This is a genomic window from Burkholderia crassaminum (assembly GCF_964265005.1).
Classification (GTDB): domain Bacteria; phylum Pseudomonadota; class Gammaproteobacteria; order Burkholderiales; family Burkholderiaceae; genus Burkholderia.
The window spans coordinates 1,618,946-1,642,332 of sequence record NZ_OZ183799.1; the positions used below are offsets into that span (position 1 = coordinate 1,618,946).

A 23,387-nucleotide genomic window follows, 5' to 3' on the forward strand; every position below is an offset into this window, starting at 1 on the left:
CCATGAGAAAGGAATGGGCAGCGGCCGCGCTGGCGGCGTCGCTGTTGACGGGTTGCGCCGGCGTGACGAGCGGCGTGAGTGCGGTCGGGCAGCCGAACGCATTCGCGTCCGATGCGCACGGCTACGATTTCGTGCGGACGGCCGCGCAGGCCAACGATGCCGAATACCGGCAGATCGAGACGCTCGTGCGCGACGAACTTGCACATCGCGGCTTCGATGCGAAGTCGCTCAAGGACGCGCGCTACCGGTTGTCGGTCGCCTACGCGACGCAGCCGACGGCGGTCGCGGCCGTCGCCGACCAGTGCGGTGCGGCGAGCAGCGCGTGCGTGACGGTCGATGGGCCGTCGCCGCTCGCGCTGCCGTTCGCAGGCAAGGTGTACCGTCACGTGCTGACGCTGCGGTTCGTCGACGCGAAGTCGGGTGCCGACGTCTATCGCGTGACGGCGTCGCTGCGCGATCGCGACCCCGGCACGCAGCAGGCCGCGCCGGCGCTCGTGAAGAGCGCGCTCGCGAAGGTACCGTTCGACGCGGGCAACGGCTGGCTCGTCAAGACGAAAAAAGACGACGCGGGCGGAATGCCGGGCGTCGTCTCGGTGAAGCCGGCCGAAGCGCGCTGAGCGGCGGCCGGTGAGGTGAGGGCGGGCCCGCCGGGGCGAGCCCTTGCCGCGTTCAGGCGGCCGGGTGCGCGCCGCCGCGCGTGCGCAGGTATTCGTCGAATTCCACGCCGACTTCCGAATGGCGCAGCGCGAATTCGACCGTTGCCTTCAGGTAGCCGAGCTTGCTGCCGCAGTCGTAGCGCGTGCCCTGGTACTTGTAGGCCAGCACCTGTTCATCGGCGAGCAGCGCCTGGATCGCGTCGGTGAGCTGCAGCTCGCCGCCCGCGCCGGGCTTCAGTGCGCGCAGGTGCTCGAAGATCCGCGGCTTCAGGATGTAGCGGCCCACCACGCCGAGGTTCGACGGCGCGACTTCCGGCGCCGGCTTTTCGACGATCGCCGACATCTTGACGATCGACTCCTCCCACTCCTTGCCGTCGACGATCCCGTACGACTTCGTCTCCGACGGCGGGATCTCTTCGACGCCGATCACCGAGCTGTGATAGTGGTCGAACACGTCGACCATCTGCTTCATCACGGGCGGGTTGCCGTCGAGCAGGTCGTCGGCGAGGATCACCGCGAACGGGTTGTCGGCCACGAGCTTTTCCGCGCACAGCACCGCGTGGCCGAGGCCGAGCGCTTCCGGCTGGCGCACGTAGAAGCAGTCGACATGGCTCGGCTTGATGCCGCGCACGAGTTCGAGCAGCTTTTCCTTGCCGCGTGCCTCGAGCTCGGCCTCGATCTCGTACGACTTGTCGAAGTGATCCTCGATCGCGCGCTTGCTGCGCCCGGTGACGAAGATCATCTCGGTGATGCCGGCGGCGATCGCTTCCTCGACCGCGTACTGGATCAGCGGCTTGTCGACGACGGGCAGCATTTCCTTCGGGCTCGCCTTCGTTGCCGGCAGGAACCGCGTGCCGAGACCGGCAACAGGGAATACCGCCTTGGTGACTTTCAACATGATCGAACCTTTATTCCTGTAATCGACTTGTCAGACGGCTTATGTTCACGCCCGCATTATAGTGAACGCAAACGGCCTTACCCTTTGTTACGCAGGCAACCGATCGAGCTGCGCGCGCAGTTTTTCGAGCGTGCTCTGGAATTCCGCGACGCGTTTCTGTTCCTGTTCGACCACCGCCGGCGGCGCCTTCGCGACGAACGCCTCGTTGCCGAGCTTCGCATTGCACTTCGTGATCTCGCCCGTCAGGCGCGCGATTTCCTTCGACAGGCGCTCGCGCTCGGCCGCGACGTCGATTTCGACCTTCAGCACCAGCTTGTTCGGGCCGACGATCGCGATCGGTGCGCCATGCGCCTCCTTGTCGAGCGCCGCTTCGTCGGCGAGGATCTGCACTTCCGACAGGCGTGCGAGGGCCTGAACGTACGGCGCGAACGAGCGCAGGCGCTCGGCATCGCCGGCCGCGAGCAGCGGCACCTTGGTTGCCGGCGACAGGTTCATCTCGCCGCGCAGGTTGCGGCATGCGTCGACGATCGCCTTCAGGTCGGCCGCCCACTGCTCGGACGCCTCGTCGATCTTCTGCAGGTTCGCGACCGGATATGCCTGCACCATCAGCGACGCTTCGCCCTCGGCCTTGCCTTGCGGATAGCGGCCCGCGAGCGGCGCGACCTTCTGCCAGAGCGCTTCGGTGATGAACGGGATGATCGGGTGTGCGAGGCGCAGCACCGTCTCGAGCACGCGCAGCAGCGTGCGGCGGGTTGCGCGCTGCTGTTCCGGCGTGCCGTTCTGGATCTGCACCTTTGCGAGTTCGAGATACCAGTCGCAGTACTCGTCCCACACGAACTTGTAGATGCTGCTTGCGATGTTGTCGAAGCGGTAATCGGCGAAGCCCTTCGCGATGTCGGCCTCGGTGCGCTGGAGCAGCGACACGATCCAGCGGTCGGCCGCCGAGAAGTCGAGGTAGCCGCCCGGGCCGCAATCGCCCGCGCCGCAGACTTCCGGCTTGTCGCTGCCGCAGTCGTGGCCTTCGCAGTTCATCAGCACGAAGCGCGTGGCGTTCCACAGCTTGTTGCAGAAGTTGCGATAACCTTCGCAGCGTGCGAGGTCGAAGTTCACGTTGCGGCCGAGCGTCGCCATCGACGCCATCGTGAAGCGCAGCGCGTCGGTGCCGAACGCGGGGATGCCGTCCGGGAATTCCTTGCGCGTCTTCTTCTCGATCGTCGCGGCCTGCTTCGGGTTCATCAGGCCCGTCGTGCGCTTCGCGACGAGCGTTTCGAGGTCGATGCCGTCGACGATGTCGAGCGGGTCGAGCGTGTTGCCCTTGCTCTTCGACATCTTCTGGCCTTCGGCGTCGCGCACGAGGCCGTGCATGTACACGGTGTGGAACGGCACCTTGCCCGTGAAGTGCGTCGTCATCATCACCATCCGGGCGACCCAGAAGAAGATGATGTCGAAGCCGGTCACGAGCACCGACGACGGCAGGAAGTGCTTCAGTTCGGGCGTTTCGTTCGGCCAGCCGAGCGACGAGAACGGCACGAGCGCCGACGAGAACCACGTGTCGAGCACGTCTTCGTCACGCTTGAGCGCACCCGTGTAGCCTTGCGCGTCGGCCTTCGCACGGGCGTCTTCTTCGCTGCGCGCGACGAACACCTCGCCGTTCTCGCCGTACCACGCGGGAATCTGGTGGCCCCACCACAGCTGGCGCGAGATGCACCAGTCCTGGATGTTCTCGAGCCATTGGTAGTAGGTGGTCGTCCAGTTTTCCGGCACGAACTTGATCTGACCGTCGCGCACGACGTCGAGCGATACCTCGGTGATCGACTTGCCCGGATGGAACGTGCCTTCCGGTGCCGGCTTCGTCATCGCGACGAACCACTGGTCGGTCAGCAGCGGCTCGATCACGACGCCCGTGCGGTCGCCGCGCGGCACCATCAGCTTGTGCGGCTTCACGGAGTCGAGGAAGCCTTCCGCATCGAGGTCGGCGACGATCGCCTTGCGCGCGTCGAAGCGGTCGAGGCCGCGATACTGCTCGGGGCCGTTGTCGTTGATCTTCGCGTCGAGCGTCAGGATCTCGATCGGCGCGAACTTGTGGCGCAGGCCGACCTGGTAGTCGTTGAAGTCGTGCGCGGGCGTGACCTTCACGACGCCCGTGCCGAACTCGCGGTCGACGTAGTCGTCGGCGATCACCGGGATCTCGCGGCCCGTCAGCGGCAGCGTGACGAGCTTGCCGATCAGGTGCGCGTAGCGCTCGTCTTCCGGGTGCACCATCAGCGCGACGTCGCCGAGCATCGTCTCCGGGCGGGTGGTCGCGACCGTCAGCGAGCCCGAACCGTCGACGAGCGGGTAGCGGATGTGCCACAGGTGGCCGTTTTCCTCTTCGCTCACCACTTCGAGGTCCGACACCGCGGTAAGCAGCACCGGATCCCAGTTGACGAGGCGCTTGCCGCGGTAGATCAGGCCCTGTTCATGGAGCGTGACGAACACGTCGCGCACGGCGGCCGACATCTTGTCGTCCATCGTGAAGTATTCGCGCGACCAGTCGGTCGACGCGCCGAGGCGGCGCACCTGGCCGGTGATCGTCGAGCCGGACTTCTCCTTCCATTCCCACACGCGCTCGACGAACTGCTCGCGGCCGAGGTCGTGGCGCGAGACGCCCTGCGCGTCAAGCTGGCGCTCGACGACGATCTGGGTGGCGATCCCCGCGTGGTCGGTGCCGGGCACCCACAGCGTGTTCTCGCCGAGCATCCGGTGGTAGCGGGCGAGGCCGTCCATGATCGTCTGGTTGAACGCGTGGCCCATGTGCAGCGTGCCCGTGACGTTCGGCGGCGGCAACTGGATCGCGAAATCGGGGCGGGACGGATCGAACGCCGGGGCGGCATAGCCGCGTTTTTCCCACTCCGGCCCCCATTGGGACTCGATGGTGTGGGGCTCGAAGCTCTTCGCAAGCGTGTTGTCGCTCATGTTGGAAATCTGCCGAAAAATGCGTGAATTGGATGCCGAATCTGACAATTATAAATGGATGCCCATCGACCAGCCATCGCCTTGCCGGAACGGGCCTGTCGCGACGGGGCCGCAACGCGCCGGCAGCGCGTCCGAGACGCGTGGCCGAACGGATCGGGAACTGCATCGCCCGGCCGACTTATAATGTCGGGTCCGCATTTTTCTCGCCCGTCCGCTGCCGCTCCATGCCCGATCTGCTCGCCAATCTGAACCCCGAACAACTCGCCGCCGTCACGTTGCCGAACGAACCGGCGCTGATCCTTGCAGGGGCGGGCAGCGGCAAGACCCGCGTGCTGATCACGCGCATCGCGTGGCTGATCCAGCAGGGCTATGCATCGCCGCCCACCGTGCTCGCCGTCACCTTCACGAACAAGGCCGCGCGCGAGATGATGGCGCGCCTGTCGGCGATGATGCCGATCGACACGCGCGGGATGTGGATCGGCACGTTCCACGGCCTGTGCAACCGAATGCTGCGCACGCACTGGCGCGACGCCGGCCTGCCGCAGACCTTCCAGATCCTCGATACGGCCGACCAGCTGTCCGCGATCAAGCGGCTGATGAAGGCCGCGAACGTCGACGATGAAAAGTACCCGCCGAAGAACGTCCAGTACTTCATCAACAACGCGAAGGAGCAGGGGCTGCGTCCCGACAAGGTCGACGCGTCCGACAACTTCAACCGCAAGTTCGTCGAGCTGTACCAGGCATACGACCAGCAATGCCAGCGCGAGGGCGTCGTCGATTTCCCCGAGCTGCTGTTGCGCTGCTACGAATTGCTCGCGTACAACGCACCGCTGCGCGCGCACTACCAGGCGCGCTTCCGGCACATCCTCGTCGACGAGTTCCAGGACACCAACAAGCTGCAGTACGCGTGGCTCAAGATGCTCGCGGGCGGCGAGAACGCGATCTTCGCGGTCGGCGACGACGACCAGTCGATCTATGCGTTCCGCGGCGCGAACGTCGGCAACATGCGCGACTTCGAAAACGAATTCCGCGTGCGCAACCTGATCAAGCTCGAGCAGAACTACCGGTCGCACGGCAACATCCTCGATGCGGCCAACCAGCTGATCTCGAACAACGCGCACCGCCTCGGCAAGAACCTGCGCACCGACGCGGGCCACGGCGAGCCCGTGCGCGTGTACGAGGCGAGCACCGATTCACAGGAAGCCGGCTGGATCGTCGAGGAGATCCGTTCGCTGATCAACACCGGGATGGCGCGCAGCGAAGTGGCCGTCCTGTACCGCAGCAACGCGCAGTCGCGCTCGATCGAGCATACGCTGATGTCGTCGGGCATCCCTTACCGCGTGTACGGCGGCCTGCGCTTCTTCGAGCGCCAGGAAGTGAAGCACGCGCTCGCGTACCTGCGCCTGATCGACAACCCGAACGACGACACGGCGTTCGTGCGTGTCGTGAACTTCCCGACCCGCGGGATCGGCGCGCGCTCGATCGAGCAGCTCGCCGACGCCGCGCGCCTGTACGGCTGCTCGATGGCCGCCGCGATTCCGTACGTGACGGGCAAGGCCGGCACGAGCCTCGGCGGGTTCGCGAACCTGGTCGCGAAGATGCGTGCCGACACGCAGCAGATGAACCTGCCCGACACCGTCGAGCACATCGTGCGCGCCAGCGGCCTCGCCGATTTCTACCAGGGCGAGCGCGAAGGCCAGGACCGTCTCGAGAACTTGCAGGAACTCGTGAACGCGGCCACCGCGTTCATCGCCGAGGAAGGCTACGGGCTCGACACGCCCGCCCGTTCGATCCCGCTGCGCGCGGGCGCGATCGCGGCACCCGAGCTTGGCACCGCGACGGACGATCCGGCGGTCGAGGTGCTCGATCCGGTATCGCCCGTTGACCCGGCACAGAATCCCGACACGATGACGCCGCTCGCCGGCTTCCTGTCGCATGCGTCGCTGGAGGCCGGCGACAACCAGGCGCAGGCCGGGCAGGACGCCGTGCAGCTGATGACGGTGCACGCGGCGAAGGGGCTCGAATTCTCGGCCGTGTTCATCACGGGCCTCGAGGAAGGGCTGTTCCCGCACGAGAACAGCGTGCTCGAATCGGACGGCCTCGAGGAAGAGCGCCGGCTGATGTACGTCGCGATCACACGCGCGAAGGAGCGGCTCTACCTGTCGTTCGCGCAGAGCCGGATGCTGCACGGCCAGACGCGCTACAACGTGCGCTCGCGCTTCTTCGACGAACTGCCCGAACACGTGCTCAAGTGGCTGACGCCGAAGGTCGAGGCCGGTTCGCGCTGGGGCGGCCGGTCGGACAACGCCGGGTACGGGCGCGACTGGTTCGCGCGGCCGGGCGGCGGCAGCCGTGAGCAGATCGTCGATGCAGCGGTGTCCGCGCCGCTGCCGGCGTTCGCGAACAAGCAGCGCGCCGCTGATACCGGCTTCCGGGTCGGCCAGCAGGTGTTCCATACCAAGTTCGGCGAAGGCACCGTCACCGCGCTCGAAGGCAACGGCACCGATGCGAAGGCGCAGGTGAAATTCAAGCGGCACGGCGAGAAGTGGCTCGCGCTCGCGGTCGCGAAACTGCAGGCGGTGGAATGATGGGCATCGACATGGTGGGTATGGCTTCGACCCGTCCGCTCGGCATCCTGGCCGCGCTGCCCGAAGAACTCGGCGACCTGATCGCCGCGATGCGCGCCGACGGCGCGATGAAGACGGTCACGCTCGGCCGCCGCGATTATCACGTCGGCACCGTGCACGGCGCGGCCTGCGTCGTCACGCTTGCGCGGGTCGGCAAGGTCGCGGCCGCCGCGACGGTCAGCGCGCTGATCCACGTGTTCGGCGTGTCGGGCGTGGTGTTCACCGGCGTAGCGGGCGGTGTGTCGCGTACGGTGCGCGTCGGCGATGTCGTCGTGGCCGATACGCTGCTGCAGCACGATCTCGATGCGTCGCCGCTCTTTCCGCGCTACGAGGTGCCGCTGCTCGGCATCACGCGTTTCGCAACCGACGCCGTGCTGACGGCCCGTCTCCGCGAAGCCTGCACGCAGTTCGTCGCGGAAGAGGGCGCGCAGTTCGCCGAACGCTTCGGCCTGGGCGGCGCGACGCTGCACGCGGGGCTCATCATCAGCGGCGACCGCTTCGTGTCGAGCGAGCGCGAGGTCGTCGCGCTGCGCGACGCGCTGCCGGATGCGCTCGCGGTCGAAATGGAAGGCGCCGCGATCGCGCAGGTGTGCGCGGAGCACGACGTGCCGTTCGCGCTCGTGCGCACGATCTCCGACACGGCCGACGATCACGCGACGCAGTCGTTCTCGCACTTCCTGTCGGCGATCGCGAGCAGCTATTCGTCCGGCATCCTCAAGCGTTTCCTGACGCTGCATGCGACGACGGCGGCCTGAAGCCGCCGTCAATTCCGTCGATCGGAGCATCACGGCCGCGGCGCCAGCAGGCGCGCCGCGGCCGTTTTTTCATGCTTTCTTGCGCCGGCTGCTTTCGAGGTTCGGCAGGAACACCGTCAGCACACCGATCAGCGGCAGGAACGAGCACACCTTGTAGACGAACGTGATGCTCGTCGCGTCGGCGAGCTGGCCGAGCACGGCCGCGCCGACACCGCCGAGGCCGAACGCGAAGCCGAAGAACAGGCCCGCGACCATCCCGACCTTGCCGGGCATCAGCTCCGTCGCGTAGACCAGGATCGCGGCGAACGCCGACGCGAGCACGATGCCGATGATCACGGTCAGCACGCTGGTCCAGAACAGGTTCGCGTACGGCAGCAGCAGCGTGAACGGCGCGACGCCGAGGATCGATACCCAGATCACGTATTTGCGGCCGATCCGGTCACCCACCGGCCCGCCGATCAGCGTGCCCGCCGCCACGGCCGCGAGGAACACGAACAGGTGGATCTGCGCGGCCTGCACCGACAGGTGAAACTTGTCGATCAGGTAGAACGTGAAATAGCTGTTGATGCTCGCGAGGTAGAAATACTTCGAGAACACGAGCAGCACCAGTATGCCGATCGCGCCCATCACGCGGCCGCGCGACAGCGTCGGGTGGCCGGCCGCCGCGGCCTTCTTCTTCATCGACGGATGCTTCTTGTACCAGTGGCCGATCTGCGTGAGCACGATCATCGCAACGAGCGCGGCTGCCGAGAACCACGCGATGCTGTGCTGGCCGTGCGGAATGATCACGAGCGCGGCGAGCAGCGGCCCGAGCGCGGAACCCGCATTGCCGCCGACCTGGAACACCGATTGCGCGAGCCCGTGCTGGCCGCCCGACGCCATCCGCGCGACGCGCGACGATTCGGGGTGGAACACCGACGAGCCGCAGCCGACCAGCGCCGCGGCCACCAGCAGCATCGTGAAATTCGGCGCGACCGACATCAGCAGCAGCCCCGCGAGCGTGAAGCCCATGCCGACCGGCAGCGAATACGGTTTCGGCCGCTTGTCGGTATAGAGGCCAATGAGCGGCTGCAGCAGCGACGCGGTGATCTGGTAGGTGAGCGTGATCAGGCCGATCTGCGCGAACGACAGCGCGAACTGGCTCTTGAGCATCGGATAGATCGCGAGGATCAACGACTGGATCATGTCGTTGAGCATGTGCGAGAAGCTGATCGCGCCGAGCACCGGGTAGACGGTGCGGGCGACGGGTGGCGCGGACGGCTGGGTGGCGGCTGCGCCGACGGTGCCGGTGTCGAGGCTGGTTTCCATGTGAGAGCTGAACGAGTTGAGGTGGTGGGCGCGCTCTGCTGGGGATCGGCGCGTCGTGAATCGTTGCTGCGTCAAAGAAGTGTAATTTGGCGTATCGAGAATGTCCGGACAAGTTTTATCGTGAATCGGACATTCATCTGACGGATCGACCGATGCCCGCTTTTTTGACCGGGTATAACGCAGGCGGCATGCCCGCCTGTCAGCGAGGGGGCGTGCACGGGGCCGGTACGTGGTTTACCGGACTCAAGAAACGGCGGTGGCGGCCGTAGAACGACCCAATGACAACAGGCGCGCCGCGCCCGGCACCGGCTATCCGCCGTGCGGGCGCAGGACGCGCGGCATGGCCAGCCATCGCGGGAACGCCGGGACCGACCTTTCCGGCCGCGTGATCAATACGGGGATAGTTCGATGAAAGCAGCATCTTTGCATCCACAGCCGGGTGCGGCCGCCGCCGCACCCGACGTTGCCACCGGTCGCGCCGCCCGGCGCCTGCGGGCGGCGCGCCGTGAGCGCCGGCCGTGGACCGTCAAGGCGACGTTGCGCGCCGCATTCGCGATCCTGCTCGCCGGCACGCTGGCGATCGGCATGTTTTCGCTGTGGCAGATCAGCCGGCTGAATGCGTCGATCGCGTCGGTCTACGAGCAGGGCCACGTCGCGAGCCGCGCGGCCGAGGAGGTTCGGGCCGAATTGCTGCGCGCGAGCCGTGCCCAGAAGATGCTGCTGACCGCGACCACCGCGAAGGAGCGCGACGAACTGGGTGCCGAGGTTGGCGCGGGGCTCGCGTCGATCGGCCAGGCGCTCGGCACGCTGCAGCGCTATGCGGATCCGGCCGACGTCGACGATTCGGCACGGTTGCGCGCATTCTCGACAGCGGTCGGCACGTGGAGCGCGCATCTGCGCGATTTCGTCGCGCTCGTGCGTGCGCAGCCGCTCGACCTGTCGCAGATGAACTGGCAGGTCGGCACGCAGGACGTGTCGCTGCTGGTCGAAACCGGCAAGCTCGAGAAACTGGTTGCCGAACTCGTGAAGACGCGCGGCGCGAAGTCGAAGGCGACGCTCGATGCGTCCGCCACCATTTTCTCGTCGTCGTTCGCGATGATCGCGGCGATGACGGTTGCGCTGATCGTGCTCGCGATCGTCATCGCCGAGCGCGTCGTGCGCCGTCTCGCGTCGCAGCTCGGTGGCGAGCCCGCGCACGCCAAGGCGATCGCCGCGGACATCGCGCGCGGCGACCTGACGCGACCGATCGCGCTGGGCCGGCACGACCGCGACAGCATGGTGCGTGCGCTGGCCGAGATGCAGACGGGGCTGGCGGCGACCGTCGGCGAGATCGCCGTCAGCGCCGAGGCGATCGCGGCCGCGTCGGGCGAGATCTCCACCGGCAACCTCGATCTGTCGAAGCGCACCGAGCAGCAGGCCGTCGCGCTCGAGCGCACCGCGGCCAGCATGGAACAGCTCACGTCGACCGTACGGCAGAACGCCGAGAACGCGCGGCAGGCGAGCGCGCTGGCGGCCAATGCGTCGGTCGTTGCGGAGACGGGTGGGGAAGTCGTCGGGCGTGTGGTGGCGACGATGAGCGAGATCGACGACAGCGCGAAGAACATCCGCGACATCATCGGCACGATCGAGGGGATCGCGTTCCAGACCAACATTCTCGCGTTGAACGCGGCGGTCGAGGCCGCACGCGCCGGCGAGCAGGGGCGCGGCTTCTCGGTGGTTGCGGGCGAGGTCCGCCTGCTCGCGCAGCGCGCGGCGACCGCGGCGAAGGAGATCCGTGCGCTGATCGGCTCGTCGGTCGAGCGGGTCGCGAACGGTGCGGCGCTCGCGCACGATGCGGGCCGCACGATGGGTGACGTCGTGCGCGCGGTGAAGCGGGTGACCGACATCATCGGCGAAATTTCCGCCGCATCGGACGAGCAGAGCGCCGGGATCGACGAGATCGGCCGCGCGGTCACGCAGATGGACGCCGGCACCCAGCAGAACGCGGCACTCGTCGAGCAGGCGGCCGCCGCGGCGAATGCGCTCGACGAGCAGGCGCAGGCACTGAAGTCGCTGGTCGGGCGCTTTCGCATCGCGGCCTGAGCGCGCCCGGGCGTTCAGTCGTTACGACTTCTTCTGCTTGTCGGGATCGATGATGACCGTGCAGGTCGTGCCCGCCGACAGCACCACGTCGGCCGGCACTTCGTCGATCCTGATGCGCACCGGCACGCGCTGCGCGAGGCGCACCCAGTTGAAGGTCGGGTTCACGTCCGCGACGAGGTCGCGGCTTTGCGGGTTGTCGCGATCGTAGATGCCGCGCGAGATGCTTTCGACGTGGCCCTTCATCACGCCGCCGCTCATCAGCCGCATCTCGGCCGGCGCGCCGATTTTCACGCGCGGCAGCTTGGTTTCCTCGAAGTAGCCGTAGACCCAGAACGAATGGCTGTCGACGATGGCGAGCTTCGCCTGGCCGGCCACCGCGTAGTTGCCCTTGAACGTCTGCAGGTTCGTGATGTAGCCGTCGACCGGCGCGACGACGCGCGTGCGCTCGAGGTTGAGCTTCGCGGCATCGAGCGCGGCGATCGCCTGCTGGTACTGCGCGTCGGCGCTCGACGCGCTGTGCGCGGCGTTCTCGCGATTTTCCTTCGACACGACGAGCGCGTCGAGATCCGCGCGGCGGGCCGCGTCGTCGCGGCGCATCTGCAGTTCCGCGCGACGGGCGGCAACGGCCGCCTGCGCCTGTTCGACGGCGATCTGGTAATGCGACGGGTCGATCTGCATGATCAGGTCGCCTTTTTTCACGAGCTGGTTGTCATGCACGGGCAGTTCGACGATCGCGCCCGACACGTCCGGCGCGACGTTGACGATTTCGGCGCGTACGCGCCCGTCGCGCGTCCACGGATCATCCATGTAGTGCACCCAAAGCGAGCGCCCGATCAGGATCGCGACGAGAAGAATGACGGCGGTCGCGACGAAGCCGAAGAGTTTTCTGAGAATCATGATGGTTCGGAATCAACGGTAAACGGCAAGACTCAGTCCGCCGCAAATGCAGACGAGGAGGCAGGCCCGAAACAGCGACGGGTGCCAGACGAGACGGTAGAGGCCCGTATAGGCGAGCACGCGGTCGACGGCCCAGGTCGCGAGCGCGCCGAGGACGAACATCAGCACCACCGTGGGCATGTAGGCATCGAGAATGGCGATTTCACGCGGCATCATGACGAGGCTCCTGGTTGGGGACGCACGGGGCGGTTGCGGTTGAGCGCGGCGAGCGGCGATTCGGGATCGAGCAGTGCCGTGCGCACGAAATGCAGGTGGCTCAGGATGCGCTGCAGCCGGTGACGTTCCTCGCGCGTCGGCGTGAACGCGTCGAGCGTCTGCCGGGTCGTGTCGATTGCATCGTTGACCGCGGCGAGCGTTGCCTCGAAGCGTTGGGTGTCCGGCCGGGTGAACAGCGACGACAGCGCGGCACGCATCGTCTCGATCGCGCGTCGCCACGGCATCGTCGGCGCATAGCGCGGGTCGGACGGCAGCGTTGCCAGCTCGTGGCGCAGGTCGATGGCCGCATTGCCGGTTTCGAGCACCGCGAACATCCAGCGCAGCGCGTCGCGCTGCACGTCGGGCTGGTCGGCCGACAGCGTGTGCGCCTGGTACATCAGGTCGCGCGCGCCGCTCTCGAAGCGCGTGCGCAATCCGTCGAGCCGCGCGTGGCAGGCCGCGACGGCCTGGTGACGCAGGTCGGCGAACAGGCGTTTCTTGAGCCACGGCGCGGTCGGCGGGAACAGCACGGCGAACGCGATCGCCGATACCAGCATCGACAACAGGAGCGCGAGCGCGTCGTTCATGAAGCTCATGGGATCGTAGTGCGTGATGCTGTCGGGGCCGGCGAGGAAGCAGAAGAAGATCAGGTAGCCCGCCCCGTAGCCCGCGAGCTTCGGCTTCAGCGTCATGTAGATGCCGATCGCGAGCAACGGCGCGAGCGCCGCGCACAGCAGGACGAAGCCGTCGATCCGCGGGTAGATGCCGAACATCAGCAGGAAGCCGGTGCAAACGGCCAGCGCCGTGCCCATCCCCATCTGCGCGGCCATCGCGGTCGGGCGCGGCGCCGACGACGCGAGTGCGCAGGTCGCCGCGGCGTTCAGCACCAGCATCACGCCGCTCGGCCACGCGGTCTCGATCCAGAACCAGCCCAGCGCGAGAATCACCGTCGCGGTGCGGATCCCCGCGATCGTGGCGGCCGTCCGGTTGGTGCGCGGTTCGTAGCGCTCGATCCAGCGTTCGCGCTCGTGCGTTGCGGTCGCGAGCGACGCATAGGTCGCCGCGTATTCCTGCAGGTCGGTGATGAAGCGATACAGCAGTTCGGCGGCCGTATCGAAGTCGAGCAGCGGGAAGCCGGGCTGCGTTTCGAGTTCCGCGCGCGTCGCGCGGATTCGGCGTGGCAGCGCGTCGCGCCACGCGAGCAGTTGCTCGGCCGAGTGCGCGGCGTCGATCGACGTGCGCACAGGTTCGCCATCGCGCGTGAGCAGCGGCGCGATCTCGCGGAAATACGGCTCGATCGCATCGATCGCGGCCTGCGCGCCGGCCGCGTGCAGCCGGTTCATCAGCTGGTGCAGCGCGTGAAAGCGGCTCGATGCGCTCATGAACTCGCTGTTCAGCCGCGCGAGGCGCCCGCTGCGCATGCGCGTGTCCGGATCCTCGAACACGGCCATGCTGCGCGCGGCCTCGAAACCGACCACGTCGGCGACGAAGCGCGTATGGATGGTCTCGATGTGCGCGCGGTCGAGCTGGCCCGACAGCGCCGACGCGACGTAGTCGACGAAGCTGCCGAAGCGCTTGCGCACCGTCGTGCGCATCTGCTCGCCCGTGTACCGCGGAAACACGAGCGCGCTGACGACGCCGGCCGACACGATCCCGATGATGACTTCGGAGACCCGCGTCATCGCGCTCATGAATGCCCCATCCGGGTGTTGCGACGCGGGCAGGCCGATCAGCGCGGTCGTATAGCCGGCGAGCAGGAAGCCGTAACTGCGGAAGTTGCGGTTGCGCGCGGCGCCGGCGGTGCACAGCGCGATCCACAGGGCGATCGCCAGCAGGAACAGCTGCGGCTGCTGCGGGAACAGCCCGACGAACGTGAGCGTCGCGATGAGCCCGAAGATCGTGCCGGCGACCCGGTAGAAGCTTTTCGCGAGCACGGCGCCGCTTTGCGGCTGCATCACGATGAAGACGGTCGTCATCGCCGTTTTCGGCGCCGGCAGGTCGAGCCGCATCGACACGCCGAGCGCGATGAAGGCCGCGAGCAGCGCCTTGAACAGGTAGAGCCACGCGGCGCCGTCGGTGCGGGCCCAGTCGCCGAACGAGGCGGTCCAGGCCGCGAACGGGCCGCCGGCGGACGTGGAAGCGGGGGAGGAGGCTGACATGGGCTCGCTCCGCGTTACCGTGCGGCCGGCACGCCGGACGCACCGGTGGCCGCGACTTGCGCGGGCCGGGCGGCGGCTGCCACGGGTTTCGCCCCCGACGCGGCGGCAGGCGCGGCTGCGCCCGCGGCGGATTCGTCGTGCGACGGATGGCCGCCCCGCGGATGGCTGCCCGGCACGTCCGTGCCCGTCTCGACGCCACCGCCGAGCGCGGCCATCAGCTGAGCGTGCGCGGCGAGGCGTTCCGCATCGATGCGGGCGGCTGTCTCCTGCGCGCGCAACAATTGCTGCTGCGCGACCAGCACGTTGACGTAGTCGGTCAGCCCGCGGCGGAAGCCTTCGCGCGACAACTGGTAGCTGCGGTCGTTGGCGGCCACCGAGCGCGTGGCGTCCTTCTTCTGTGTATCGAGCGAACGGATCCGCACGACCTGGTCGGCGATGTCCTTGAGCGCGCCGACGATCGTCTGGTTGTATTGCTCGACCGCCTGGTCGTAGCCGGCATCTGCCGCCCCCAGCTGCGCGCGCAGCCGGCCGCCTTCGAAGATCGGCAGCGACAGCGCGGGGCCGGCCGTCCAGCCACCGTTCATCGCGCGCAGGAAGTCGGTGAACGGCGCGGTCACGCCGAAGCCGCCGACCGTCGCGAGCAGGTCGATGTTCGGGTAGAACGAAGCCTTCGCGACGTCGATGCCGCGCGCCTGCGCGTCGACCGTCCAGCGCGCCGCGACGACGTCGGGGCGGCGGCCGAGCAGGTCGGCCGGCATCGCCGACGGCAGGCCGGCCTGTGCGTCGAGCGACAGATGCGGCCGCTTGATCGCATCGCCGGCGCCCGGGCCCTTGCCGGCCAGCGCGGCGAGCTGGTGCCGCGCGAGCTGGATCGCTTCCTCATAGCTGTCGATCTGGCGCTCATAGTCGGGCAGCGTCGATTCGGCCTGGCTCACTTCGAGCTGGGTGCCGAGGCCGGCCTGCAGTCGCTTGCGCGCGAGATCGGCGAGCGAACGCTGGCGTTCGAACGTTTCGTGCGCGAGGTCGAGCAGCGCATAGTTCATCGACATGCCGACGTACGCGCGCACGACGTTGACTTCGAGTTCGAGCTTCGCCGCGCGTGCGTCGGCGGCGGTCGCATGCGCGGTGTCGAGCGCGCGCTCGGTCGCGTTCTTGTCCTTGCCCCACAGGTCGAGGTGGTACGACAGGCCGAGCGTGCCGGTGTTGTTCCAGGTATCGGTGTTCGCGAGCGGGCCGGGGCCGTAATACACGTTGTCCGGCCAGTGCTGGCGCATCAGCGAGAGGTTGCCGTTGATTTGCGGCAGTTCGGCCGAGCGGGCCACGCGCGCCATCGCCTGCGCTTCGCGTACCCGTGCCTCGGCGGCCGCGAGCGTCGGGTTGCCGGTCTGGGCGGCAGCGATCCAGGCATCGAGCTGCGGATCGCGGTAGGCGCGCCACCAGTCGGCCGCGGGCCAGCCCGCGTCACGGTCGGCCGCGCGGATGGCGGCGCCGGCATCGAGCGCGTTCGCTTCGATGCGGGCCGACTGCGGCTTGTTGTCGCCCATGCTCGCGCAGCCGGCCATTATTAATGAGACTGCAAGAACCGCCAGTGCGAGCGTCCCTTTTGTCGCCGGAGACTGCACGATTTTCTCCCTTTCGGATATAGATGAGTCGGATGCGATTATATTTTTCAGCGATTCCTGAATATATGGACAAGGGTGCAAGTCATTTTTACGAATCCTGAGACAATACTTGTTCGCCTCTGTGCAACAATCCGTTCGGATTCAAACGGGTAATGGGATGGATACGTTACAAAACATGCGGGTGTTCGTCCGCGTGGTCGACGCGGGAAGCTTTACCGCGGCCGCCCAGCAGATGAATTCGACCACCGCCTATGCGTCGCGCGCGGTCTCCGATCTCGAGGCGCACCTGCGCACGCGCCTCCTGAACCGCACGACGCGCCGGATCGCGCTGACCGAAGCCGGCGAGCGCTACCTGCAGCGGTGCGAGCAGATCCTCGCGTATGTCGACCAGGCCGAAGCCGAGGCGGGCGATGCGCATGCGCGCCCGTCGGGCAAGCTGAAGGTGCATTGCTTCACGAGCCTCGGCCAGCACTACCTGGTGCCGGCCATCGCGCGCTATCGCGAGCGCTACCCGGACGTGCACGTCGAGCTGACACTCGCGCAGCGGATGCCCGACCTGCTCGACGAGGGGTACGACGTCGCGATCGTCGTCGGCCGTGACCTGCCGGATTCGGGGCTCGTGTCGCAGCGGCTCGGCGAGAGCTACAGCGTGGTGTGCGCGTCGCGCGGCTATGCCGAGGCGCATGGCGTGCCGCAGCGGCCGGCGGATCTCGCGCAGCACGTCTGCCTCGGGATGGTCGCGCCGGGCTTTCAGTTCGACGAATGGGCGCTGGCCGGGCCGAACGGCGACGAAATCGTCCCGATCACGGCGCCGCCGTTTCGGGTGAACGTCGCCGAGGCGCTCGCCGTGGCCGTGCGGGAAGGGATGGGGATCGGCGGCCTGCCGCTCTATTCGGCGATCGGCTGGTTGCGCAGCGGGCACATCGTGCGCGTGATGCCCGAATACCGCTCGCACGTGATGAACATCTACGCGCTGTATCCGTCGCGTCAGTACCTCGACGCGAAAATCCGGACCTGGGTCGATTTCCTGCGCGACGAACTGCCGGCCACGCTCGCAGCCGACGAAGCCGCGCTCGAGCCGTACACGCGTGTGACATGACAGCGCGGTTGGCCGCAATCTGACGAGATTTGTCCTTCACGCAACATTTTTTTACGAACGCGTGTCAGACAGTTTGATACTGTGGGAATTAACGAGATACGCAACCCCGGAGTAGCAATGGATACGCACCTGATGATCGGCCTTGGAGTCCTGCTGGGCGCGGCCGCGGCCGCCGCGGCGACCCGCGACCTGCTGCGCGCGATGAAGGCGAAGGCGCGGATGAAGCCGGTGCCGGTGCGAGTGCACGAGCCGCGCCGCCCCGGCCGCTGATCCCGCGGTCACGCTCCGGGTTGAAAAAGGCCGCGCAACGCGGCCGGCCGGGCCGGCGTTCAGCCGAGCTCGACGACCTGGTCCCACGCGAACGCGGTATTTTCCCGTTCGCCGGTGCGCCGGTGGATGTAGCCGCGCGGATTGCACACCACGCGTGTGCCGCCGTCCGCCACATAATCGAATGACGTATGCGTGTGGCCGTGGAGCCACAGATCCACCGGCGGCTGCACGAGTTCCGCCATGTCCGTGACGAATCCCGCCGACGCAAGATCGTCCGCATAGCGCTGCGCCAGCGAGCGCCGGTGCGGCGCATGGTGGGTAACGACGATCGTCCGGCCCGCGAACGGTTTCGCGAGCTGCGTTTCCAGCCAGGCGCGGCTGCGTCGATGCAGCGCGATTGCGTCGGCCGGCGAGAAATCGCGTTCCGGCGTGCGCGGTGCCGCATGCAGCGCCGCGTCATGCGGCCAGGTCACCTGGATCAAGCCCTTGAAATCGAGCATCACGCGCAGCGCGGCGTCGATTGCGCCGGCCATGCTGGCTTCGTCGGCGCCGAACAGCGAAAAATCGGCCCAGAGCGTCGTGCCGAGCACGCGGAAACGCTGCGCGGGATCGACGTAGACGTCGTTGTTCAGGTAATGCACGTTGTCGAGCGCCTGCGCAGCATCGCGCATCGCCGTCTCCAGCGCGCCGAATTCCCCGTCGTAGTACTCGTGGTTACCGGGCACGTAGATCACCGGCACCGCCGGGTCGAACGTTTCGGCGGCCCAGCGCAGGCCTTCCGCGTGATTGTGGATGTCGCCGGCCAGCACGACGAGATCCGCGTCGGCATGCGCGATCGCGTCGGGCTGGTTGCTTTCGAGGTGCAGATCGGACAGGACGCGGACTTTCACGGGCGGGGCTCCGGAGTGGGCGGCTTCAGCGCAGGACCTTGCCGGGATTCATCAGGCCGCGCGGGTCGAGCGCGGTCTTCAGCGTGCGCATCAGCGTCGTTTCGACCGGCGACTTGTAGCGCTGCGCGTCGTCGATCTTCAACTGGCCGATCCCGTGCTCCGCGCTGATCGTGCCATGGTGGCGGTGCACGTTGTCGTAGACGATCCGGTTGATCGGCGCCTGGAACGCCGCGAGGAACGCCTTCGCATCGCCGCCTTCGGGCATCTGCACGTTGTAGTGGAGGTTGCCGTCGCCGAGGTGGCCGAACGTGACCATCCGCGCACCCGGCGCGGCCTGCTGGATCGCCGTGTCGGTCTCGTCGATGAAGCGCGCGATCGACGAAATCGGCACCGCGATGTCGTGCTTGATGTTGAGCCCTTCGTCAGCCTGCGCGAGCGGGATGTGCTCGCGCAGGTCCCAGAACGCGCGCGACTGCGCGAGATTCTCCGCGACCACCGCGTCGGTCACGAGCCCGGCCTCGAACGCTTCTTCCATCAGTTTCTCGAACAGCGCGCGCGCATGCGCTTCGCTTTCGTTGTCGGACAGTTCGAGCAGCACCGTCTGCGCATGCGTCTGCGCGAACGGGTAGCGCAGTTGCGGGTAGTGCTTGCCGACCAGCTGCATGCAGAAATCCGACATCAGCTCGAAGCCGGTCAGGAGCGGCCCGGCCGCGCGCTGCGCGAGGGCGAGGAAATCGAGCGCCGCGTGCGGCGACTCGAGCGCGGCGAGTGCCGTGACCTGCGCGGCCGGCAGCGGATGCAGCTTCATCACGGCCGCAGTGATGATCCCGAGCGTGCCTTCCGCGCCGATGAACAGGTCGCGCAGGTCGTAGCCCGTGTTGTCCTTGCGCAGCCCGCGCAAGCCGTCCCAGATCTCACCTTGCGGCGTCACGACCTCGAGCCCGAGACACAGCTCGCGCGCGTTGCCGTAGCGCAGCACCGCGGTGCCGCCCGCGTTGGTCGACAGGTTGCCGCCGATCGTGCAGCTGCCTTCCGCCGCGAGGCTCAGCGCGAACAGCCTGCCACCTTCGCGGGCGCGCGCCTGCACGTCGGCAAGGATTACGCCGGCTTCGACGGTGATCGTGTTGTTGTGCGGATCGAGCGCGCGCACGCGGTTCAGGCGCGCGAGGCTCAGCACGGCCTGGCTGCCGCTCGCGTCGGGCGTGGCGCCCCCGGCAAGGCCCGTGTTGCCGCCTTGCGGCACGAGTGCGACGCCGTGCGTGTTGGCCAGCTTCACGAGTGCGGCGACTTCGGCCGTGTTCGCGGGCTTCAGCACCGCGCACGCGGTGCCCTTGTAGCGGCGGCGCCAGTCGGTCAGGAACGGTTCGGTATCGTGCGGATCGGTCAGCACGTAGTCGGCGCCGATCGCATCGCGGCACGCGGAAACGAAAGCTTCGGAGGACATCATCACCTTGTCGCGTAAGGGTCAGGACGCGGCACGCGACTTTTTCGCCGCGCGCTTGAACGGCGCGACGTACGCCAGCGCCGCCACGAAGAAACCGACGGCGAGCGCGGTCTCGTACCAGCCGAGCGTCGCGGACAGCCCGCGATCGGACATGCCGCGCACGACGCCTTCGGCGAAATAGACGAGTATCAGCATGCTCGCCCACTGCATCGTATAGATGTTACGCCGCCAGACGCCGGGCAGCGCGAGCGCGAGCGGTATGGCCTTGAGCATCAGCGCAGAGCCACCCGGGCGCAGCGGCGCGAGCCACAGCTCCCACGCGAGCGACAGCGCGATCAGCGCGATGAGGCATGTGGCGGCGATCAGCGCGTAGCGCGGCCGGGCCGTGACGGCGGGGCGGGCGGGGGCGTTCATGCGGCCTCGGCGGCCTGGGCGCTGGAGAGGGCGGCCGCCGCGCGCGCGAGCCGCACGCCGAGCGCGGCCGCGAGCGCTTTTTCGTCCGCCGACAGGCCGGCGGCCGCCGAGCGGTCGTGCTGCGCGACGTGGGATGCGCCGTACGGCGTGCCGCCGGTGCGCGTTGTGCTGAGCGCGGATTCCGTGTACGGGATCCCGACGATCATCATCCCGTGATGGAGCAGCGGCAGCATCATCGACAGCAACGTCGATTCCTGGCCGCCGTGCAGGCTGCCCGTCGACGTGAACACGCTTGCCGGCTTGCCGGTCAGCGCCCCCGACAACCATTGCGGCGTGGTGCCGTCGAGGAAATACTTGAGCGAGGCGGCCATGTTGCCGAAGCGGGTCGGCGAGCCGAGCGCGAGGCCCGCGCATTCCTCGAGATCGCGCAGCTCCGCATACGGCGGGCCGTCGGCGGGGATGTCGGGGGCGGTGGCTTCACAGACGGTCGACACGGGCGGCACGGTGCGGATGCGGGCCTGCATGCCCGGCACGCTGTCGATGCCGTTCGCGATCGCGAGCGCGAGATCGCGCGTGGCGCCGTGACGGCTGTAATAGAGGACGAGGATGTCTTTCATGGGCGACGGAGCCGCGTGCGGCCGCGCGCGTGCCCGGTGCAGTCGGCCCCTGCTGGAATCGAGCGGCTATTATAGGGGCTGAAGCCGTCGCGCAGCGCGGCGGCGGCGCGCCGTGAGGCGCGCGGCATCAAGAAGGAGAAGTCGTTTGCCGAAGTTGAGCGTCGATCTCGACACCCTCAAGCGCCTCGCGCAGTTCGCGGCCCGGCGCAGCGCCGAGGATCGCATCCCGCAAGTGGCGGGCAGCCTGACCTTCACGACGATGCTGGCCCTCGTGCCGCTCGTGACGGTCGCGTTCGCGCTGTTCACCGCGTTCCCGATGTTCGCGTCGTTCCAGATCTCGCTGCAGGGGTTCCTCGCGGATCACCTGATGCCCGCGCAGTTCAACATCCAGATCTTCAAGTACCTGAACCAGTTCGCATCGAAAGCGAAGGGGCTGACGACGGCCGGCCTGATCGTGCTCGTCGTCACGTCGGTGATGACGATGATGACGATCGAGTCGGCGTTCAACCTGATCTGGCGGGTGCGCAAGCCGCGGCCGTTCGCGCAGCGCGTGCTCGCTTACTGGGCGCTGATCACGCTCGGGCCCTTGCTGTTCGGCGTGAGCCTGTCGATCTCGTCGTACCTGTTCACGCAGTCGCTCGCCTTTACGGGCGCAGCGCCGTCGACATCGATCGTCGAGTGGCTGCTCGCGCTCGTGTCGTTGCCGCTGACGGTGCTCGCGTTCACGCTGCTGTACGTGTACCTGCCGAACTGCACGGTCGCATGGCGCGACGCGGTGATCGGCGGGCTGTTCGCGGCCGTCGCTTTCGAACTCGCGAAGCGCGGTTTCGGCTACTACGTGCGGCGCATTCCGACCTATACGGCCGTCTATGGCGCGTTCGCGGCGTTGCCCGTGTTCCTGTTATGGGTGTACCTGAGCTGGTTCATCGCGCTGCTCGGCGCGATGGTGGCCTCCGCGCTGCCGGCGATCCGCGTCGGCCAGTTCCACCGCATCCACTATCCGGGCAGCGACCTGCTCGACGCACTGGAAATGCTCGCGCGGCTGGCCGAAGCGCGCACGGCCGGCAAGCGCGGCTATACGGCGATACGGCTCGCGGCCATGCTGCGCTGCGACATGGAAACCGCACAGCGCTTGCTGACGACGATGGAGGAGCGGGAATGGATTGCGCGGCTGGACGGGGGCGGCGAGACCACGCCGCGCTACATCCTGCTCGCGAACCCGGAGCAGCTGACGCTCGCGCAACTGTTCGACGTGCTGGTGATCGACCGCACGGAGCTGACCTACCAGCTGCAGCGCCGCCGCAGCCATGTCGAAGGCGCGGCGCTGCTCGCGGTGCTGTCGAGCGATCGCTTCGACGTGTCGCTCGCGTCGCTGATCGCCGCGCACCGGCTTGCCGGCGCACCGCCGGAGGGCATCCCGGGGCAGACGCCGAGCGGCGCGTCCGACCCGCACGCGCGGCCGCCGCGGCCCGCATGAGCGGGGCGCTCGGCCGTTACAGCGGGATCTTGCCGGTGCAGATGTCCTTGAACATCACCCAGTCGCCCATCAGGCTGTAGATCGGGTGCCGGAACGTGGCCGGGCGGTTCTTCTCGAAGAAGAAGTGTCCGACCCACGCGAACCCGTAGCCGCAGACGATCGCCGCCGGCAGCCACAGCCAGTCGCCGGTCGCGATCGCCATCGCGACGCAGCCGATCACGCCGAGCGAGCCGACGAAGTGCAGCCGCCGCGACGTCAGGTTCTGGTGTTCGTTCAGGTAATACGGGTAGAAATCAGCGAAGCTGGCGAATTGCTCCGAATGCGTATGCGCCATGGCCGTCTCCTCGGGCCGCTGTTCATGCGGCCATTGTGCTGCCGGCGGCGCGCTTCCGCAAGCGGGGGCGGCCCGCCGCACGGGCCCGAGCTTTCCTTTTGACAGGCTTTCCGATAGGATCGAAAGAGGTTTTGCATTCAAGCATGAGGGGACTACGATGCGCGTCAGCGATATTCTGAAAGTAAAGGGCAACACGCTGTTTACGGTGACGCCCGACAAGCCGCTGCGCGAAGCGGTCGATACGATGGCCGAGCACGACATCGGTTCGCTCGTCGTGATGGAGTACGGCGATCTCGTCGGGATGCTGACGTTCCGCGAGATCATCCTGCGCCTGCACGTGAACGGCGGCGCGATCGGCGACGTGCAGGTGCGCAAGGTGATGGACGAGCCGCTCACGTGTACGCCGGAAACGGACGTCAACGAAGTGCGCCGGATGATGCTCGAGCGCCATGCGCGCTATATGCCGGTGCTCGACAAGAAGGTGCTGATGGGCGTCATTTCGTTCTACGACGTCGCGAAGACGGTCGTCGAGGCGCAAAGCTTCGAAAACAGGATGCTGAAGGCGTACATCCGCGACTGGCCGGAATCGGAAGCCGAAGCGCACAAGTCGTGAACCACGCCGCGCCCG

General features: G+C 67.5%; 20 protein-coding genes. 8 read left to right on the top strand and 12 right to left on the bottom strand.

The genetic code is table 11. The annotated features are described in order from the left end of the window. The first annotated feature begins 2 nt into the window (after positions 1-2). Entirely contained in the window at positions 3-617 is a 615-nt protein-coding gene (locus tag ACPTTF_RS07455) for a DUF4136 domain-containing protein (protein ID WP_423370762.1), read from the top strand. Positions 618-669: 52 nt separating this feature from the next. Here ACPTTF_RS07455 and galU read toward each other — a convergent pair whose 3' ends face one another. Beyond that, positions 670-1,554 carry a UTP--glucose-1-phosphate uridylyltransferase GalU gene (galU, locus tag ACPTTF_RS07460; protein ID WP_423370763.1) on the bottom strand — a complete coding sequence of 295 codons (885 nt, stop codon included), beginning with the start codon at positions 1,552-1,554 and terminating at the stop codon, positions 670-672. Positions 1,555-1,641: 87 nt separating this feature from the next. Next, positions 1,642-4,509: a valine--tRNA ligase gene (locus tag ACPTTF_RS07465; RefSeq protein WP_423370764.1), complete on the bottom strand. Its 2,868-nt coding sequence runs from the start codon at positions 4,507-4,509 to the stop codon at positions 1,642-1,644. 224 nt (positions 4,510-4,733) lie between these two features. Between ACPTTF_RS07465 and ACPTTF_RS07470 the strand changes: the two genes are divergently transcribed. Together ACPTTF_RS07470 and ACPTTF_RS07475 are read left to right on the top strand one after the other, a co-directional pair. Next, entirely contained in the window at positions 4,734-7,097 is a 2,364-nt protein-coding gene (locus ACPTTF_RS07470) for a UvrD-helicase domain-containing protein (RefSeq protein ID WP_423370765.1), read from the top strand. Continuing rightward, positions 7,094-7,891, top strand: a complete 798-nt coding sequence (locus tag ACPTTF_RS07475; protein ID WP_423370766.1) for a 5'-methylthioadenosine/adenosylhomocysteine nucleosidase — start codon at positions 7,094-7,096, stop codon at positions 7,889-7,891. Before ACPTTF_RS07470 ends, ACPTTF_RS07475 begins: the two co-directional genes overlap by 4 nt. A 69-nt stretch (positions 7,892-7,960) precedes the next feature. Here the strand turns inward: ACPTTF_RS07475 and ACPTTF_RS07480 are convergent, their stop codons facing one another. After that, positions 7,961-9,199 carry an MFS transporter gene (locus ACPTTF_RS07480; protein WP_423370767.1) on the bottom strand — a complete coding sequence of 413 codons (1,239 nt, stop codon included), beginning with the start codon at positions 9,197-9,199 and terminating at the stop codon, positions 7,961-7,963. 408 nt (positions 9,200-9,607) lie between these two features. On the opposite strand from ACPTTF_RS07480, the gene ACPTTF_RS07485 reads away from it, so the two are divergent. After that, the gene (locus ACPTTF_RS07485) at positions 9,608-11,281 is read left to right on the top strand and encodes a methyl-accepting chemotaxis protein (RefSeq protein WP_423370768.1); all 1,674 of its coding nucleotides are present in this window, start codon (positions 9,608-9,610) and stop codon (positions 11,279-11,281) included. 21 nt (positions 11,282-11,302) lie between these two features. Here ACPTTF_RS07485 and ACPTTF_RS07490 read toward each other — a convergent pair whose 3' ends face one another. From ACPTTF_RS07490 to ACPTTF_RS07505, 4 genes are read right to left on the bottom strand one after another with little or no spacing between them, the layout of a single operon-like run. Further along, positions 11,303-12,178 carry an HlyD family secretion protein gene (locus tag ACPTTF_RS07490; RefSeq protein ID WP_014897260.1) on the bottom strand — a complete coding sequence of 292 codons (876 nt, stop codon included), beginning with the start codon at positions 12,176-12,178 and terminating at the stop codon, positions 11,303-11,305. Positions 12,179-12,190: 12 nt separating this feature from the next. Then, positions 12,191-12,394 carry a DUF1656 domain-containing protein gene (locus ACPTTF_RS07495; protein ID WP_059769419.1) on the bottom strand — a complete coding sequence of 68 codons (204 nt, stop codon included), beginning with the start codon at positions 12,392-12,394 and terminating at the stop codon, positions 12,191-12,193. Further along, positions 12,391-14,592 (bottom strand): FUSC family protein, encoded by a 2,202-nt coding sequence (locus ACPTTF_RS07500; protein WP_166962838.1) that lies wholly within the window; start codon positions 14,590-14,592, stop codon positions 12,391-12,393. The genes ACPTTF_RS07495 and ACPTTF_RS07500 overlap by 4 nt, the downstream gene beginning before the upstream one ends. A gap of 14 nt (positions 14,593-14,606) precedes the next feature. Further along, on the bottom strand, positions 14,607-16,214 hold the full coding sequence (locus ACPTTF_RS07505; RefSeq protein ID WP_166962836.1) for an efflux transporter outer membrane subunit: 1,608 nt from the start codon (positions 16,212-16,214) through the stop codon (positions 14,607-14,609). A 157-nt stretch (positions 16,215-16,371) separates the two neighbouring features. Here ACPTTF_RS07505 and ACPTTF_RS07510 point away from each other — a divergent pair, with 157 nt between their 5' ends. Both ACPTTF_RS07510 and ACPTTF_RS07515 read left to right on the top strand, forming a co-directional pair. Then, positions 16,372-17,313, top strand: coding sequence for a LysR family transcriptional regulator (locus ACPTTF_RS07510; protein ID WP_166962835.1), 942 nt, complete (start codon positions 16,372-16,374; stop codon positions 17,311-17,313). 117 nt (positions 17,314-17,430) lie between these two features. Then, positions 17,431-17,583 carry a hypothetical protein gene (locus ACPTTF_RS07515; RefSeq protein WP_166962833.1) on the top strand — a complete coding sequence of 51 codons (153 nt, stop codon included), beginning with the start codon at positions 17,431-17,433 and terminating at the stop codon, positions 17,581-17,583. Between the two features lie 59 nt (positions 17,584-17,642). Here ACPTTF_RS07515 and ACPTTF_RS07520 read toward each other — a convergent pair whose 3' ends face one another. From ACPTTF_RS07520 to wrbA, 4 genes are read right to left on the bottom strand one after another with little or no spacing between them, the layout of a single operon-like run. Further along, the gene (locus ACPTTF_RS07520) at positions 17,643-18,473 is read right to left on the bottom strand and encodes a metallophosphoesterase (protein WP_423370769.1); all 831 of its coding nucleotides are present in this window, start codon (positions 18,471-18,473) and stop codon (positions 17,643-17,645) included. 25 nt (positions 18,474-18,498) lie between these two features. Then, complete coding sequence (locus ACPTTF_RS07525) at positions 18,499-19,920, bottom strand: FAD-binding oxidoreductase (protein ID WP_423370770.1); 1,422 nt, start codon at positions 19,918-19,920, stop codon at positions 18,499-18,501. A gap of 18 nt (positions 19,921-19,938) precedes the next feature. Then, positions 19,939-20,331: a DUF2069 domain-containing protein gene (locus ACPTTF_RS07530; RefSeq protein ID WP_423370771.1), complete on the bottom strand. Its 393-nt coding sequence runs from the start codon at positions 20,329-20,331 to the stop codon at positions 19,939-19,941. Then, positions 20,328-20,948 (bottom strand): NAD(P)H:quinone oxidoreductase, encoded by a 621-nt coding sequence (gene wrbA / locus ACPTTF_RS07535; protein WP_423370772.1) that lies wholly within the window; start codon positions 20,946-20,948, stop codon positions 20,328-20,330. Before wrbA ends, ACPTTF_RS07530 begins: the two co-directional genes overlap by 4 nt. Positions 20,949-21,093: 145 nt before the next feature. On the opposite strand from wrbA, the gene ACPTTF_RS07540 reads away from it, so the two are divergent. Next, positions 21,094-22,425: a YihY family inner membrane protein gene (locus ACPTTF_RS07540; RefSeq protein WP_423370773.1), complete on the top strand. Its 1,332-nt coding sequence runs from the start codon at positions 21,094-21,096 to the stop codon at positions 22,423-22,425. A gap of 16 nt (positions 22,426-22,441) precedes the next feature. On the opposite strand, the gene ACPTTF_RS07545 is transcribed toward ACPTTF_RS07540, so the two are convergent. Beyond that, positions 22,442-22,759, bottom strand: coding sequence for an Mpo1-like protein (locus tag ACPTTF_RS07545; RefSeq protein ID WP_166962824.1), 318 nt, complete (start codon positions 22,757-22,759; stop codon positions 22,442-22,444). A gap of 157 nt (positions 22,760-22,916) precedes the next feature. Between ACPTTF_RS07545 and ACPTTF_RS07550 the strand changes: the two genes are divergently transcribed. Then, a complete protein-coding gene (locus ACPTTF_RS07550; protein ID WP_006755543.1) occupies positions 22,917-23,372 on the top strand; it encodes a CBS domain-containing protein in 456 nt (151 codons plus the stop codon). Positions 23,373-23,387 lie beyond the last annotated feature (15 nt).